Raw genomic sequence first — 14376 nt, forward strand, 5'->3', positions numbered from 1 at the left:
CCACCCTGTGGCCTCAGTCCCAGCCGTCGGTCTCCGCCTGCTCCTCCGGCTCCGCGCTCGGCTCGTGCCACTCGATCGGCGACAGGTCGAGGCCGGTCACGTCCAGCACCTCGAACGCCGAGGTGCCGAAGTAGCCCTTCAGCACCTCGTTCAGCTCGGCCATCGCCTGTTCGTCGTTGCCCTCCATGAAGGCGCTCATCACCTTGTTCAGCGCCCCCGGGCTCAGGTGACGGCCGGGCATGATCTCCCGCTCGCGGGTGTCGTTGCTGATCCGGATCGTCGCCTCGATGGAGAACCCGCCCGTGGCCCGAGCGGTCCGGCTGGTCGGCTTGTCCGTCGAACCGGCGATCCGCGACCGCCGGCCTTCGGGCACCAGCTCCGCGCGCACGGCCTTCGTCAGCTTCTCCGCGCTCTTGCCGCCAGGCTTCTGCTTGCCGGTCATCCACCGCTTGAACGTCGTCGGCGAGACGCCGGCCTTCTCGGCCGCCTTCTTGTGGTCGCCCTTGAACCGCTTCGCCAGCCAGCCCACCTGGGCCTCCGCCGTCTTCGGCTCCGACTTCGGCGACCGCTTCGTGACGGCCCGGTAGAACGCCTCACCCAGGCCGAACTTCTTGCGCTGGTCCTTCGCGGGCTGCTCGCCCCGGTACTCCGGCTCAGTCACGGCTGGCCTCCCACTCCTTCATCGTCAGGGTCTTCTTGACCTTGAACTGGCCCAGCCCGCGCCCGGCCGCGATGCCGTGCGGCACCGCCTCCAGCGGCTCCTGGACGTCGCTCAGGTAGTGCAGTTCGTCAATGTGCATCAGCACCGGGAACCGCGGCTCCTCGGTCTTGCGGCCGTCCGGGTCCGGCAGTACCCCGGCCGCCATGTAGGCCCGCCGCAGGGTGTTCGCCTGGGCGGCGTCCCGGATCGCCCAGCCCCAGTCAGGGCGGGTGATGATCCCCTGGTCCCCGGTGCGGAGCTTGCCGTGGAGGTGCCGGTACATCTCCTTGACCGTGCCGTGCACGGCCTTCTCGTCGTAGCTGTCGGCCTCGGCCTCCAGCTTGTCCAGCGTGTTGCGCACGTGGTCGGTCCAGTCGCGCTGGCCGCCGAACTCCCGGGCCGCAGCCGTCCAGGACTCGATGATCTCCGGGCTGATGCCCATCTCCACGTACAGCTTCACGATGGAGGTGGTCACCAGCGCCTCCCGCCCCGGCGCCACGTCGAACACCGGGCTGGGCAGCAGCGCGTGCGGCCAGTGTGGCACCCGGATGACCCACAGGCCGCCAAGCTTCTCGTCGAACCCCTGGCTGGTGCTGTGCCGGAGATCGTCGGCGGCCAGGATCGCCTGGCGGGTTGCGGGCAGGTACGCCTTGTTCGCGTCCCACAGGTGGACGTGCGGAAGCTCCCGCTCCTGGCCTGTCAGCTCCCGCGCCCACCGGTCGTCGGCGAAGCGCTCGGGCCACTTGTCCACGGAGCCCTGGAAGCGGGGGTGGTTGCGGGCGGTGGCCTCGATCGCGTCCCGGAAGGTGCGGATCGCCGTCTTCGCCGGGGTGTTCAGGAACCGCCAGCCGGTCCGCTCGGTGAACAGGTGCAGCCGGCGGGCGAGGACCACGGCATCGAGGGTGTCCACCTCCCCGGCCTGCTTCATCTCCTCCGTGCGGAAGCGCGGGAAGCTGTCGTTCCGCAGCCACTCGGCCACCACGATCTGAACCTCGCCCACCCGCTCCGGGTGGGCGACGCTGGTGGTCGGCATCACGGTGGGCTTGCGCCCGATGATCCCCGGCTGGTGCCAGCGCGAGTCCTTCAGGACGATGAACGCCTCCTTGGCGTCCGTCCAGTGGTCCGACTTCGCAGAGGGAGCCGACTCCCGGAGCCTGTACCCGGGCCGCATGTCCGCGCCGATCACCACCGTGAACGCGCCCGGGGTCTGCTGCCCGGCGGTGTCCAGCAGCCCGGCGAGCGAGCTGGCCGCCTCACCCTCCAGCGGCACCGACGCGCCGTCCGCGACCGCCAGGAGCTGGCCGCCGGTCACGGCGAACACCACCGGTTTGGCGAGCACGGCCCCGGCCCGGCCGGTGGTCTTCGCCTTCCGGGCCGCGGGCTTCGCCACCGGCTTCGCGGCGGGCGCCGGCGGAACCTTCGGCGCCACCTGGGCCGGAACGGCCACGACCGCAGCCGCCTCCGCCTCCGGGTCCGCCGCGACGTCGGGCACGACCTGGACGACTGCGGGCGGCCGGGCCTCGGCCGCCTCGGCGGTCGCCGGGGCCACCCGGTTGCCGGTCAGCGGGTCCTGGCCGACCAGCGCCCGCATCGACTCCGGCAGGGTCGGCATCGGCTCCAGCGGGATCTCCTCCAGCGCCGGAGGCTCCTCCATCGGCAGATCCTGCTGACGGGGCGGCAGGCGGAAGGTGTAGCAGGAGGTGCCACCCCGGCCGGGGCCGTCCAGGAACTCACGCCGGGTCAGACCCGCGCGGGAGCTGTACGACTCGCAGACCAGGACGCCCCGGTCCCGCAGATCCCGCAGACCCGAGCGGGCCGACACGATCCCCGCGTTCTGGGTGATCGGGCCGAGCTGGCTGGCGAACACCGACACCAGATCCTGGGCCTGGTCGTCCGCGTGCAGCACGCCCTGAACGTCCTGGTAGTCCCGGGGGTTCTCCATGTAGTCGTGCCGGGGCGGGAACGACTTCGGGGCGACCTTGATCCGCTGCGTGACGGCCTGGAGAACACTGTCAGCCAGGCTCATCGACACCTCGTTCATCTCCGTCACCGCGGCTTCGTAGACCTCCCGAGCGGCGGCCAGGGCGTTCGCGCGGGCCCCGGTGACCCCGGTGATCTCCTCCAAAATCCAGGCCCCGGCGACGCCGAACGCGATGCGGGCACCGATCCGGCCGGCCTCCTTGCCCGCGCTGTCCGCGCCCAGCGCGCGCTTCGCCTGGGCGACGGCAGCCCAGACCTGTTCCAGGGTGACGTTCTCCCTGATCCACTTCTGCGGCCAGCCGTAGCCGACGTTCGCCAGCGTGGCCAGCTCCTCGGCCGTCTTCTTGTCGGAGACCAGCGGCGCGTGGATCTCGATCACGCGCACGTTCATGCCGGACTGGGCGGTCGCCATGCCGAGCATCGAGTCGTTGCCCGTGCTCAGCAGCACGCTGTGCCAGCTCCGGCTGATCCGGGTACCGCCGCGCTGCTTGCCGCGACCGCGCTTGCCGCCCTCGGTCATCTGGAAGATCAGCTTTTCCATGTCCCGGGGGCTGACGTCCCCGATCATGCCGATCTCGTCGCGGAACACCGGCAGCACGCCGTACTTCAGCAGATCCTCCACCAGGGAGACGGCGGCGTGGTTCCAGTTGCCGCGCACCTCCCGGACCGTGCCCCAGGCCGAGGCGGCCACGCTGAGCATGGTGGATTTGCCGCCGGAGGAGCCGCCGCAGCCGTGGACGATGAACCCGTGGTCGTGCGGGGTGAACGGCATGATGAACGACCCGATCAGGCCGAACCCGAGGAACAGGGAGCCCTTGGCGTTGCCGGGCTGGCCCATGTGCGTGCTGATCTTCTGCCACACGTTCAGGCCGTGCTCCTCGGTGCCGGCCTTCACGCCGTACCCGAGCGGGCCGACGTCCTCCGGCGGGAGGTGGAGGCCGTCCGCGCTCCAGCTGGCGACGGCCTCCGCGCGCGGGCAGTCCTGGGCGACCAGGGAGATCGCGGTGGCGGTTGCCTTCATCACCCGCTCATCGCGCGACAGCGGCATGTCCAGGCAGGGAGCCCAGCCGCCCGACTTCAGGTCCACCCAGTCAGCGAGCGTGGTCAGCGAACCGGCGGTGTCGACGGACAGCCGGTACTCCTGGTTCGTGATCTTGTTGCGGCCGTCCCGGTGGTTCAGCACCTCCAGGACGTACGGCAGCGGGGCAACCCACTGCCAGTCGCGGTTCCGCTCCCGCATCCACACGCCACGGGCGAAGTCCAGCCCGCCGATCGAGTAGGACCACTCTGCCGACCCGCTCATGGGGATGGCAGCGCCAGGGGTGTCGCTGTGGGCCTGCTCTGTTCCATTCTGATCACTCTGTGCCATGTGCGGCACGTGTGGCTCGCTCTCTGGTGGCCACGTCTCCCATCAGCGGGGAACCCCCGCTAGCATGGGTCGTGCCACCTGTTCTGTCTGCTGGGTGCGCAAACGATGCGAAGCCTCCGGTCCCTTGCCTCTGACCTCAAGGGAGTAACCCGGGGGCTTTCGCCATTCCTGCGCTTTTGATCAACGTATCGGCCAGGTGGCTCAATGCAAGCCACTTCCGGCTGTGGACAGGTTTCGCCTGATCAACGAGCGTGCACCCGAAGGAGTGCACGCCCGTGACCTTGGTCAACCCGCGTTGAGCGATGTGGCCCATCGGAGAATCGTGCTGCCCCCGGTCACCTTCACGGCGACCTCGACCACTCGGTCATCGGCCAGGGTCACGGTCCTGACGACCTGGGTAACGATCACGTCCCCCGCGGTGAGACCGAGCACGTTCTTTTCGGCCTCGGTGGCCAGCCGGGAGGTCACCTCCTCCAGAACCCGGGCCTGGGCGACCCCCAGCCGCTCCGCAGCCAGTTCCCGGGACGCGCCGGTGGACACGGGCTGGGTCAGCTCGGGGGTCACGGCGATCACGTACGCGGGGTAGAACGAGCTGCTGTAGTGCGCCGGCACCCCGCCCCGACTGACCAGCCGTCGCCTGACGTGAACGGGAGTACCCGGGGCTACGTCCAGCCGAGGGGCGATCAGTTCGTCCGCGCCCACAGTGCCGACCTCCAGGATCTGGGAGGTCTCCCCCTGGTCCAAGGCCCGCCCGGTGGCGGCGTGCAGGCTGACGCGGGCGGCGATGTTGTTGGACGGCGGGCCGGCCACGATGGTGCCGACGCCAGGTCGGGGAAGGGTCAGACCCTCCATCTTCAGGACGCGGAACGCGCGGTTCGCGGTGGTCTGGGCCACCCCGAACTCCTCGCAGACGTCCCGGAGCGACGGCATGGTGTCGCCGGGTCGGAGTGTTCCGTCCTGGATCTTCTTCCGGTAGATCGCGGCGATCTCCGCGTACCCGATCGATTCGGACATAGCGCGCCTCCTTCCGTGTCGTGTTCTGCTGCACCGTCCGGTGTGGAGGTGCACGTCTAAGGCTACGGCACGAACACGTCTAGCGCTACCACTAGCGCTCAGGGCCGCTAGTGGTCTACATTTCTGGTGTAGCGCTCACCGCAGCAGCCGCAAGGGCTGAGCTGTGGCCGCTACCAGGTGTAACAAAGCGAGCCCTGACCGGAACTGTGAGAGGTGGCCGGCCAGGGCTCTCGATCCCCGCTGGAGGGACCGTGCAGACAGCTTCCCACCAGGACGTTTCCGCCCACAACTCTCGGGTGGAGTCGCTCTACCGGCTCCACAACGACCGGTTGGTCCGTTACCTGGTGAACCAGGTCAACGACCGCAACCACTGCACCGCCGAGGACCTGGCCCAGGACACCTGGCTCCGCGTCGCCAAGTGCGCCGGCAGTATCCGCGTCGGCGACGCCGAGGCGTTCGGGTTCGTCGCGGCCATCGCCCGGCACGTGGTCTCCGACCACTACCGGCTCCGCAGCAGCCACGAGCGGCCGACCGACTTCGAGGCGGCCCCGGCCAGCCTCACCGCGGTGGCCTCGGTGGTGGCCCCGGCCCCCGAGCTGCCCGACCGCTACATCGGAGCCCTCGACCAGCTCCGGCCGGCCGAGCGGTCCGCGCTCCTCCTGCGGCTGGACGGCCTGAGCCTGCGGGCGGTCGCCTCCCACACCGGGGCCTGCCACCGCACCGCTTCTGCCCGGATCGGCCGGGCCGCCGCCGCGCTCCGCCCGGCCGTCGCCGAGCTGCTGGCGGGCTGACGGGTGGACCGTGACACCGCGCTCGCCCAGTTCCAGCAGGCCCAGGCCCAGCAGGCGGCCGCCGCCGAGGCGGCCAGGCAGGCCGCCGCCGCCGCCCAGGCCGCCGCCGCCCAGGCCCAGCAGCTCCAGCAGCAGACCGCCAACCACCTCAACCGCTGAGCGGAGATCACCATGAGCAACGAGCCCGAGCGCTACACCGCCGGTGAGATCGCCCGCTCCGCCGGCTGGATCGGCGTCGCGGTCATCACGACCCTGGCCGGCCGCGGCCACGGCCTGGCGGACCGCCGGATCACCAAGTTGCAGGCCGCCGCGCTGGAGCGGGAGGCCCGCGAGAAGGCCGAGGCCGACGCCCGCGCCAAGGGCCAGAAGGGCGGTGCCCGGTGATCTCCAACGCCGTCCACGCCCTGATGGCCCTGGCCGCCGCCGTCCTGATCGGCATCGCCCTCGGTGAGGCGTACTGGCGCCTGACCACCCCGGCCCGCCAGCGCGCGGAGCTCGCCGCGGCCCTCCGCGAGCACTCGGCCGGCACCTGCGGGTGCATCGCCGAGGCGGACCCGGACGACTGCTGGCACTACCTCTCCGTTCTGGACTCCCACCGCCGCTGACCCGGCCCGGCCGGGGCCGCCGACTCGGCCCCGGCCCCTCTTCTCGACTCTCCCCGCACGCTGGCCCGAAAGGCAGACAAGACCATGAAGCTGAAGTTCATCGAGCAGACCCGCCACCGCCTGGTGGCGCGGACCCACAACGGCACCACCCACCAGGTTCGGGAGCCCTACCAGGTCAGCATCCCCAAGCCGCCGGCCGACTGGGACGCCAGGGCGATCAAGGGCGCGAGCATCCTGGTCCTGATGCTGACCATGGTCAGCGTGGTGTGGTCCACCTACAGCATCGGCCACCTCCTGGACGGCGGGGTGGGCTTCCTGGCCGCTGCCGTCTTCGACCTGGCGTGGCTGGTGAACGTCCTGCTGGAGTGGCTGAGCCGGTTCGACGCCGAGAAGCGCCGCTTCAGCCAGTACCTGGGCTGGGCCCTGCTGGCCGCGACGATGGGCGCCATCCTCTGGGAGGGCCTGGACGCCGGAAGCGCCGGCCTTGCCGTCGTCGGCGCGGCCGTCTCCGCCTTCGCCAAGGTGCTCTGGCTGGGCATCATGCGCTTCGTGGAGCGGGACCTGAGCCCGGCCGACCGGGAGTGGGTCGCCCAGGAGGTCAGCGCCGCGAACGCCAAGATGGCCATCGCCAGCGTCCGCCGCATGAGCGCCCGCGCCGAGGCCGCCGCCACGATGGAGCTGCTGGCCGCCGAGCGGATGCGCACGGAGCTGGCGGACGTCGTCGCCGAGCACGCCCCGGCCCTGGCCGCAACCCTCACCGGTACCCCGGCCGCCGTCGCCCAGGCCGCCCAGCAGCCCGCCGCCATCGCCCCGGCCGTCACCCCCGCCGGACTCGCCGAGCTGGTCGCCGCCCTGTCCGGCCCGGTGGCCACCGCAGTGTCCGCCCGCCTGTCCGGCCCGGTGGACAACGAGCCGATGGACGCGGACATCGTGACGGACACCGCCGCCGCTGTCCGCCCGGACAACTCCGCCGTCCGCCCCGCCACCGTGATCCCCCAGTTCATCGCCCCGGACATCCAGGAATCTGTCCTCCCGGACGACGCCGGACGTCCGGCGGACGACCAGGACGACGACGAAGCAGACGCCGCCCCGGCCGGACACCCCGTCAGCCCGGCGAAGGTCATCCGCGAACTCCTGTCGGCCGGTGTCGAGGAGAAGCGGCTGCTGGAGCTGGTGCCGCTCGCCATCGGCCGCAAGCTCAACGACGAGAGCGTGAAGCGGGAGATCCGCCGGCAGAAGGGCGTGCTGGCCGCGAAGGCGGACCAGGGCACGGAGCCGGAGCCGCTGCGGACCGGTCAGTACCTCTGACCTGCACTGGGGAGTTTCGTCCTCCGAAACTCACCGGCCACCGTTACCCGATCGTGATAGCTGACCGGGGTCGTTGGTGAGAAAACCGGTGAGTTCCGGGGGGTTAAATCTCCCCCCGGCCTGACCTTACGGACTCCTTACCGGACCCCTTGTGAGACCCCTTGTGAGAGGTCTTGTGAGAGCCCGTCAGGTACACGCCGGGGACACCAAATTGGGGGGAGATATCTCCCCCCTGGAGCCGAATTCAGAAGCCCTTTGCGAATTGTCAGAGGGCTGAGTAACAATCACCTTCCCGGTGATCACTAGGAACAGCGCGACGGGGCCCGCCCGATACCAGCGGGCGGGCCCCGACCCCGGCCGACGGGCCAGGGGGCCATCTCCTCCGCATCTCGCCAGACACCACAGGAGACCGCCGTGGGCATGTTTTCACAGGACCAGCAGACCAAGCCGAAGAGCATGGGCGACGCCGCCGCCGAGGGCGCGGTGAGCGTGCTGTGGCGCTTCTTCACCGGGGACCACCTGGACGGGAAGCCGCGCACGAACGCCACCTGGACGCACCGGGGCACGAAGTCCACCCGGGAGGACGGCCGGGCCGCCAACAAGTGGGACCACCTGATGAGGCTGGAGCGGATGGGCGTGCGCCTGGCCGCCTCCACCATCGCGGCCGGCACCGCGTACGAGTACACCCAGGCCCCGGAGGCCACCCTCCTCGGCATCGAGGCGACCGGCCTGTCCGCCGCCTCCTACACCGCGGCCTACATGGCCTTCAGGACGACGGACGGCCTCCTGACGTGGCGCCACCGCCGCGACTGGGTGTGGCCGCTGCACATCGTCCTGAGCAAGCTCCTGGCCCTGCCGGAGGGCACCAAGCCCAGCTCCTACATCAGCCTGCCGATGGACTTCAACGAGATCACCGGCAGCGCGCTGCGGGTCACGGTGCCGGCCGACTGGTCCGGCGGGGAGGCCAAGGGCGGGGTCACCACCGCGATCCGGGAGAAGCTGGCCCTCCAGGACGTCACGTTCTCCTGGCACATGGACGGCCGCAACCACTACGTGGAGGCCACCCAGAGCCCCCGGCCCCGGAGCAAGGTGCTGTTCTCCGACCTGGAGGTCCAGGCCCTGGTGGACGCGGCCAAGGAGAGCGCGCCGCTTATCGGCCTCTCCCACCGGAACACCACCGTTTCCGTCGACCTGGACGCCGAATCCCCGCACCTCCTGGTGAGCGCGGGAACCGGTGGCGGTAAGTCGGTAATCCTCCGGGCGATTTTCGCCCAGCTCCTCCACAACGGCGCTATCGGCGTGGTCCTGGACCGCAAGCGCCACTCCCACAAGTGGGCGCGCGGAATTCCCGGGGTCACCTACTGCCGGGATATCGAGGACATTCACGATGAGCTGGTCCGCCTCGGCATCGAGGGCGACCGCCGGAACCGGATCGTGGATGACTGGGAAGGCGAAGGGGACGCCCCGGTCGGCGCCCGCATGGCGATCCTCCTGGAGGAGGTCAACGCCACCATCGGGAAGCTGAAGCGGTACTGGGCGGAAATCCGCACCAAGGAAGACCCGAAGGAATCCCCGGCCATCGCGGCCCTGGCGGAAATCCTGTTCATGGGCCGGGCCGTGAAAATGCACGTCCTGGCGGTCGGTCAGTCCATGACCGCCGCCGCCCTGGGCGGCCCGGAAATGCGCGAGAACTTCAGCACCCGCATTCTGGCGCGTTACACCCGTAACGCCTGGAACATGTTGGTTCCCGAGGTTCAGCCCGCCCCGAAGGCGACCCGCCACATCGGCCGGGCCCAGGTGGTCCTGGGTGGCACCGCGCACGAGACCCAGGTGCTGTTCATGACCGACGCGGAGGCGCGGGCCTGGGCCACCAGCGGGACCGGTGTCGCAACGTCGCAGGGTCGTACGTCGTCCGTCCACCTGGGGAAAGAGGCTGCGACAGTCGCAGAGACGGGCCCCGGGAGCACCCCGCCGGCCTCCGGCGGGGAGGGCGGCCAGCTCCCCGGCCCGCGGCTCGCCGGAGGCCCCGGAGCGATCACCATGGAGGGGTTCGAGACCCAGATGGAGATGGCGTTCGCCCCCGCCGCCGTCGCCGAGAAGGAGAACCCGATCACCCTGAAGGAGGCCACGGAAACCGGTGTTCTGACGGCCTCCCTGGGCGCCGCCCGCCGTGCCTCCCAGCGTGACGAGGAATTCCCGGCGAACGTCGGAAAGGGAAAGGGCGGTTCCTTCCTGTACTGGCCCGAAGAACTCCGCCGCTGGGAGCGCAACCGCCCCAAGGCGGGAAACAGCACCGACGCCGACTGACCGGACCGCCCGGCCCCGGTAAATCCCCCGGGGCCGGGCCCCATTCCTGGGGAGAGACAATGGAATTCCTCGCAAGAATCAATGCCGCACTCCAGCTCCGGCATGACGCCCGGCAGGACCGGCAGCACGAAAAGCGAATCATTGAAGGGCGATTCCAGGTGGCCTATTCGTTGGCCGCCGACACCTTCCGGACCACGCCGCTCGCAGACGTGACCCCGGCCCTTCTCCAGAAGAGGGTGAATGACGCGGGATATCCGCTCACCCTCGAAGAAGCCCAATGGGCGCTGACTACCCGGTTCCGCGAGCTGATGGCCGACGAGAAGGCCGACGAGAAGCCCCAGAAGGAGACCCCGAAAATGTCCGCTGCCGCTGTTTCCCCCGCCGTCGACATCGAGGACGACAACGACGGAAAGAAGCTGAAGCTCCCGACCTGGACGCCGGGGCTGATCATCTGGGCCAGCCGCGTGCTGCTGGTCGCCGCCGTCGCCTGGGTGGTCAGCGTGATCGTGCGGGCGGAGATCGCCCTGCACTCGATCGGCCTGCCGTGGTGGGCGCTGGTCGTCTTCTACTCCGCCGTCCTGGGCGCCGGCCTCCGGCTGGCGAAGGACGGCAAGAAGGGCTGGACCCAGGCCCGCCACCACTGGGGCACCTACTGCCGCTGGGCCGAATCCCTCGTCTGACCCCCCACCACCCCGACCGACCCGAAGGAGAACGACCCATGGCGAACGACAAGGCGACCAACCCGCCCAAGGGTGAGTGCCGGCAGTGCTGGTTCCACGCCTACGAGCGTGCGGTGCACGCGAACTTGGACCCGTCGCTCCGGGAGTGCCCGGGGTGCGCGGACCACATGCGCAACGGCCACGGCGACATGATCGTGCGCTGACCGCCCCCGACCGCCCCGACCGAGAGGAACCGTCATGAACCCGAGCCAGATCCCGCTGTTCGTCACCGCGGAGGGCCAGCCCGAGGCGTTCGACCTGGACCGCACCCCGCACCTGTTCGTCGCCGCCCGCCCCGGCCTGGGTGGAGAGGACGTCCTCCGCACCGCGGCCAACCACGTCGCCCGCCACGGCGGCCGGGCCGACTTCGGGATCGGCCACCCGAACCCGGGCACGGGCCTCGACCCGAAGGTCGGCCTGCACACCGGCCGGGACCAGGTGGCGAACCTGATCGAGGCCGCCCGCCAGGAGGTGGACGCCCGGCTGTGGCTGCTGGACCAGGACCAGGAGCTGGACGGCCTCCGCCTCCTGGTCCTGGAGGACGTCGGCTGGCTCTGGAGCCGGCGCGACCGGGCCCAGGCGCTGGACGACCTCCTCCAGGTCGGCTTCCTCGGCCGCGCGGCCGGGGTGCACCTGGTGCTCTCCGCCCTCCCCGACTCCGCGGTGCCGGTGGAGCTGCTGAACTGCGTCTCCGTGCTCACCCTCGGCCCCGTCGGCCGGCACCCCCGGGCCCGGCTGTTCGGCGGAGAGCCGGTGCAGCCGCTGCGGGCCGGATGGGGCTCCGGCGAACTGCTGGCGGGCGACCAGCCGCCCCGGCCGGTGACCCTGGCCCCTCGGCCCGGCCGGGCGACCAGCGCCGCCTGACGGCCCCCCAGAAGGCCCCGCCTCCCCCTCGGAGGCGGGGCCTTCTCGCATGTCCGGAGTGCAGTACGTGCAGTACGTGCAGTGCCTTCCGTGCTTCCTGTACTGGCCTGTTGAAAAGAATCATGAGAGGCGCGCTTGACCCACTGTACGGAACTCCGTACAGTCATGGGTGTACGGAAGTCCGTACAGCAGAGACCCGGGGAGGGCGACATGAACCGCAAGGTGTACGCGCAGCTTCTGACCATGACCACCGTGCTCGCGGCCGTGCTCGCCACGATCACCGGCCTCCTGGTCGCCAACGGCGGCTCCGCCACCAGCACCGCGCTGATCTGGGCCGGAGCCGTCTACGCCGCCGCCGTCCTCGGCGTCGCCGCGATCACCGAGCGCCCCGGCGCGACCATGCTGGCCCGCTCGGTCATGCTCCTGGCCGGAGCCCTGATCGCCCTCCCGGGAGCCCTGCTCCTCCAGCGCGCCGGCATCCGCGTGCGCATCGTTGTCTGACCCGCCACCACCAAGGAGACCCAGACCATGGCCCTGCACTTCCGCACCGGCAAGGCCGCCATCCAGGGCGGCACGGACCTGGTGATCAGCCTGACCCCGGCCCAGTCGGCCGCGCTCGGCGGAGAGGCCGGCACCCTCGCTGAGTGGTTCGACACCGCCCTGTGGATCACCGCCGTCCTCCGCAGCAAGACCGACCCGGACGGCAACCCCTACGCCCCCGGCCCGGACGGCTGGCACACCGCGATCAACGACCTGGACTCCCGGCTGATCCCCCGCCTGGAGGGCATCCGCGACGCCGTGGTCCGCGCCCAGGCCGCCGCGGGCGGCAGCGTCGGAGACCTGGCCCTGGCCATGGACGTCGCCCGCTCCACCGCGCAGTACCGCCGGGAGTCCCTGCTGGCCAAGGACCCCAGCCTGTTCGAGGACTGGGCCGTCAACGGCGGCCCCGAGCGCCCGGCCGCCCAGCAGGACTGACCCGACGCACGAACGGGACGGCCGTCATCCCGCGAAGAAGTCCGGCCGTCCCGCCCAACCCCACCAGCCAGAAGCCCTGACCAGGAGGCACCACCCATGATCTCGCACCCCGAGGCCGCCGTACTCGCGTTCGTCCTGCTGTTCGTCGCCCACTTCGCAGGCGACTACCTGTTCCAGACCGACCACATGGCCAAGCACAAGAGCGAGTGCAGCCGCCGGGGCTGGCGGGCCAACAGCGAGCACGTCGCGGCTCACGTCGCCTCGATGTTCGCCGTCCTGGTGATCGCCCGCGTCGCCCTCGACTTCGACACCCCGGCCCTGCCCACCCTGGCCGCCGTCGCCTGGGTGGCCGGCACCCACAGCATCATCGACCGGCGGTGGATCATCGAGTGGTGGATGACCAAGACCGGCTCCCCGGAGTTCTTCGCCAAGGGCGGGGCCCCGCTGGTGGACCAGGCCGCGCACTTCGTCGTCGGCATCTTCCCCGCCGCCGTCCTGATCGGCGCGCTGGCCTGAGCTGTCGCGCCCCCTGTCGCGCCCGGAGTCGGAGGCCGCCTGTCGCGGCCTCCGACCTGGGCAGACTCCCCCCGATCCCCCCGGCACGATCCAACGCGACACCCGCGACAGCACAGCGAAGGGAACCCCGATGACGAAGAAGCTGACCCGCACCCTGGCGGCCGAGGACGCCGCCGAGGACGGCGGGATGCCGGCCGACGACCGGACCACCTGTCACACCCACCAGAGCTGGGCCGCCGACTGCGAGCACCGGCACCAGCCGCTCACCGCGGACCGGCTCCTGGCCGAGGCCGCCGAGGAGGACCGGCGCCGGTTCCTCACCGCCGAGCACGCGGCCGGCGCCTTCACCCGCGTCTACGACGACGCCCCCGAACTGGACGCCGAGCGCGCCGCGATCGAGGAGCTGATGGCCACCGAGTGGCCGCGCTGGTCGGGCCAGGAGGACCCGGGCCCGCGGCGGGAGCTGATGGTCCGCAAGGCCGCCGCCGCCGACCGGGAGTGGCTGCGGAGCCGGACCCCGGCCGCGCAGCAGGAGGCCGAGACGGCCGCGATCCTGCTGTCCGAGCTGGACCGGACGGAGGGCACCGGGCCCGGCGCGCAGTCGCCGCAGTGGCAGGGGTCCGGCGGCCACCAGGAGTACGTCCGGGCCCAGTACCGGCTGTACTACTCCGTCCCGCCGGGGTGCGCGGACCCGTGCGACGACGACCCGTGTGCCTGGCACCAGCGCTGACACCATGTGCAGTACGTGCAGTCTGTGCAGTACTGTCCGTGCCTCATAGACAGGCGTGAAGCCCTCTCAGACCCTCTGAGAGGGCTTCTTCGCTGCTCGGCTCCGGGCACGTGGCGCGGGGGCGCTCAGGGCCCGCTGGAGGGCTTCCCGCAGAAGATCCGCAGTCGTTACGATCTTCTCCCGGAGGGCGTCGCGCCGGGCCAGCTCCTCGCGCGGCGCGGGGGTGGCACCCATCGCGGCCCAGCCGGCCAGCCCGGCCGGAACCCCGTTCCGCTCGGCCTCCCGCAGCTTCACCACCGGGCCGTCGCCCCACTTCTTCGCCCAGGCTTGCAGCTCGGCGACGTGCGGCGCGCTGGTCCAGTACGCGGCGCGCTGGAGCTGGGTGCCGAGCGGCACGGGCAGCTTGACCTCCATCCGGCCGTCCAGGTCCTCCCCCTCGGCCAGCCCGGCCCGCTGAGTGGTGCCCCAGGGACGGCCCGCTCCCCGCTCGCCGGCCGG

The 14376-nt window shown here is 71.1% G+C and carries 16 protein-coding genes and 1 pseudogene; 13 read left to right on the plus strand and 4 right to left on the minus strand.

From position 1 onward, the window contains the following. Positions 1–13 precede the first annotated feature (13 nt). The 3 genes from BI06_RS44915 to BI06_RS44925 all read right to left on the minus strand — a co-directional run bounded on the left by BI06_RS44915 (position 14) and on the right by BI06_RS44925 (position 5063). The gene (locus BI06_RS44915) at positions 14–661 is read right to left on the minus strand and encodes a transcriptional regulator (protein ID WP_043478912.1); all 648 of its coding nucleotides are present in this window, start codon (positions 659–661) and stop codon (positions 14–16) included. Then, a complete protein-coding gene (locus BI06_RS44920) occupies positions 654–3983 on the minus strand; it encodes a DUF927 domain-containing protein (protein ID WP_043478914.1) in 3330 nt (1109 codons plus the stop codon). Before BI06_RS44920 ends, BI06_RS44915 begins: the two co-directional genes overlap by 8 nt. 351 nt (positions 3984–4334) lie before the next feature. After that, positions 4335–5063, minus strand: a complete 729-nt coding sequence (locus BI06_RS44925; RefSeq protein ID WP_043478917.1) for a GntR family transcriptional regulator — start codon at positions 5061–5063, stop codon at positions 4335–4337. A 251-nt stretch (positions 5064–5314) separates the two neighbouring features. Between BI06_RS44925 and BI06_RS44930 the strand changes: the two genes are divergently transcribed. The 13 genes from BI06_RS44930 to BI06_RS52815 all read left to right on the plus strand — a co-directional run bounded on the left by BI06_RS44930 (position 5315) and on the right by BI06_RS52815 (position 13878). Further along, positions 5315–5854 carry an RNA polymerase sigma factor gene (locus tag BI06_RS44930; protein WP_158516555.1) on the plus strand — a complete coding sequence of 180 codons (540 nt, stop codon included), beginning with the start codon at positions 5315–5317 and terminating at the stop codon, positions 5852–5854. Between the two features lie 3 nt (positions 5855–5857). Continuing rightward, positions 5858–6013, plus strand: coding sequence for a hypothetical protein (locus BI06_RS52810; protein WP_199523466.1), 156 nt, complete (start codon positions 5858–5860; stop codon positions 6011–6013). Positions 6014–6025: 12 nt separating this feature from the next. After that, positions 6026–6238, plus strand: a complete 213-nt coding sequence (locus BI06_RS44935) for a hypothetical protein (protein WP_043478923.1) — start codon at positions 6026–6028, stop codon at positions 6236–6238. Next, positions 6235–6459 (plus strand): hypothetical protein, encoded by a 225-nt coding sequence (locus BI06_RS44940; protein WP_043478926.1) that lies wholly within the window; start codon positions 6235–6237, stop codon positions 6457–6459. Before BI06_RS44935 ends, BI06_RS44940 begins: the two co-directional genes overlap by 4 nt. 84 nt (positions 6460–6543) lie before the next feature. Next, entirely contained in the window at positions 6544–7767 is a 1224-nt protein-coding gene (locus BI06_RS44945; protein ID WP_051743081.1) for a hypothetical protein, read from the plus strand. A gap of 420 nt (positions 7768–8187) precedes the next feature. Continuing rightward, a complete protein-coding gene (locus tag BI06_RS44950; RefSeq protein ID WP_149030697.1) occupies positions 8188–10074 on the plus strand; it encodes a helicase HerA domain-containing protein in 1887 nt (628 codons plus the stop codon). Positions 10075–10133: 59 nt separating this feature from the next. Beyond that, complete coding sequence (locus tag BI06_RS44955) at positions 10134–10754, plus strand: hypothetical protein (protein WP_158516556.1); 621 nt, start codon at positions 10134–10136, stop codon at positions 10752–10754. Between the two features lie 38 nt (positions 10755–10792). Then, on the plus strand, positions 10793–10957 hold the full coding sequence (locus tag BI06_RS44960; protein ID WP_043478932.1) for a hypothetical protein: 165 nt from the start codon (positions 10793–10795) through the stop codon (positions 10955–10957). A 34-nt stretch (positions 10958–10991) separates the two neighbouring features. Then, positions 10992–11657 carry a hypothetical protein gene (locus BI06_RS44965; protein ID WP_043478935.1) on the plus strand — a complete coding sequence of 222 codons (666 nt, stop codon included), beginning with the start codon at positions 10992–10994 and terminating at the stop codon, positions 11655–11657. 210 nt (positions 11658–11867) lie between these two features. Further along, positions 11868–12158: a hypothetical protein gene (locus BI06_RS44970; protein WP_043478938.1), complete on the plus strand. Its 291-nt coding sequence runs from the start codon at positions 11868–11870 to the stop codon at positions 12156–12158. A 27-nt stretch (positions 12159–12185) separates the two neighbouring features. Beyond that, the gene (locus tag BI06_RS44975; RefSeq protein WP_051743083.1) at positions 12186–12632 is read left to right on the plus strand and encodes a hypothetical protein; all 447 of its coding nucleotides are present in this window, start codon (positions 12186–12188) and stop codon (positions 12630–12632) included. Between the two features lie 96 nt (positions 12633–12728). Next, entirely contained in the window at positions 12729–13148 is a 420-nt protein-coding gene (locus tag BI06_RS44980; protein ID WP_043478941.1) for a DUF3307 domain-containing protein, read from the plus strand. Positions 13149–13278: 130 nt separating this feature from the next. Then, positions 13279–13878 carry a hypothetical protein gene (locus tag BI06_RS52815; RefSeq protein WP_063795161.1) on the plus strand — a complete coding sequence of 200 codons (600 nt, stop codon included), beginning with the start codon at positions 13279–13281 and terminating at the stop codon, positions 13876–13878. Positions 13879–13944: 66 nt separating this feature from the next. On the opposite strand, the pseudogene BI06_RS44990 reads toward BI06_RS52815, so the two are convergent. Further along, positions 13945–14376, minus strand: a pseudogene (locus BI06_RS44990) (hypothetical protein); the annotation flags it as partial.

It is taken from the genome of Kitasatospora sp. MBT66 (assembly GCF_000710405.2).
In the GTDB taxonomy this organism is placed as follows: domain Bacteria; phylum Actinomycetota; class Actinomycetes; order Streptomycetales; family Streptomycetaceae; genus Kitasatospora; species Kitasatospora purpeofusca.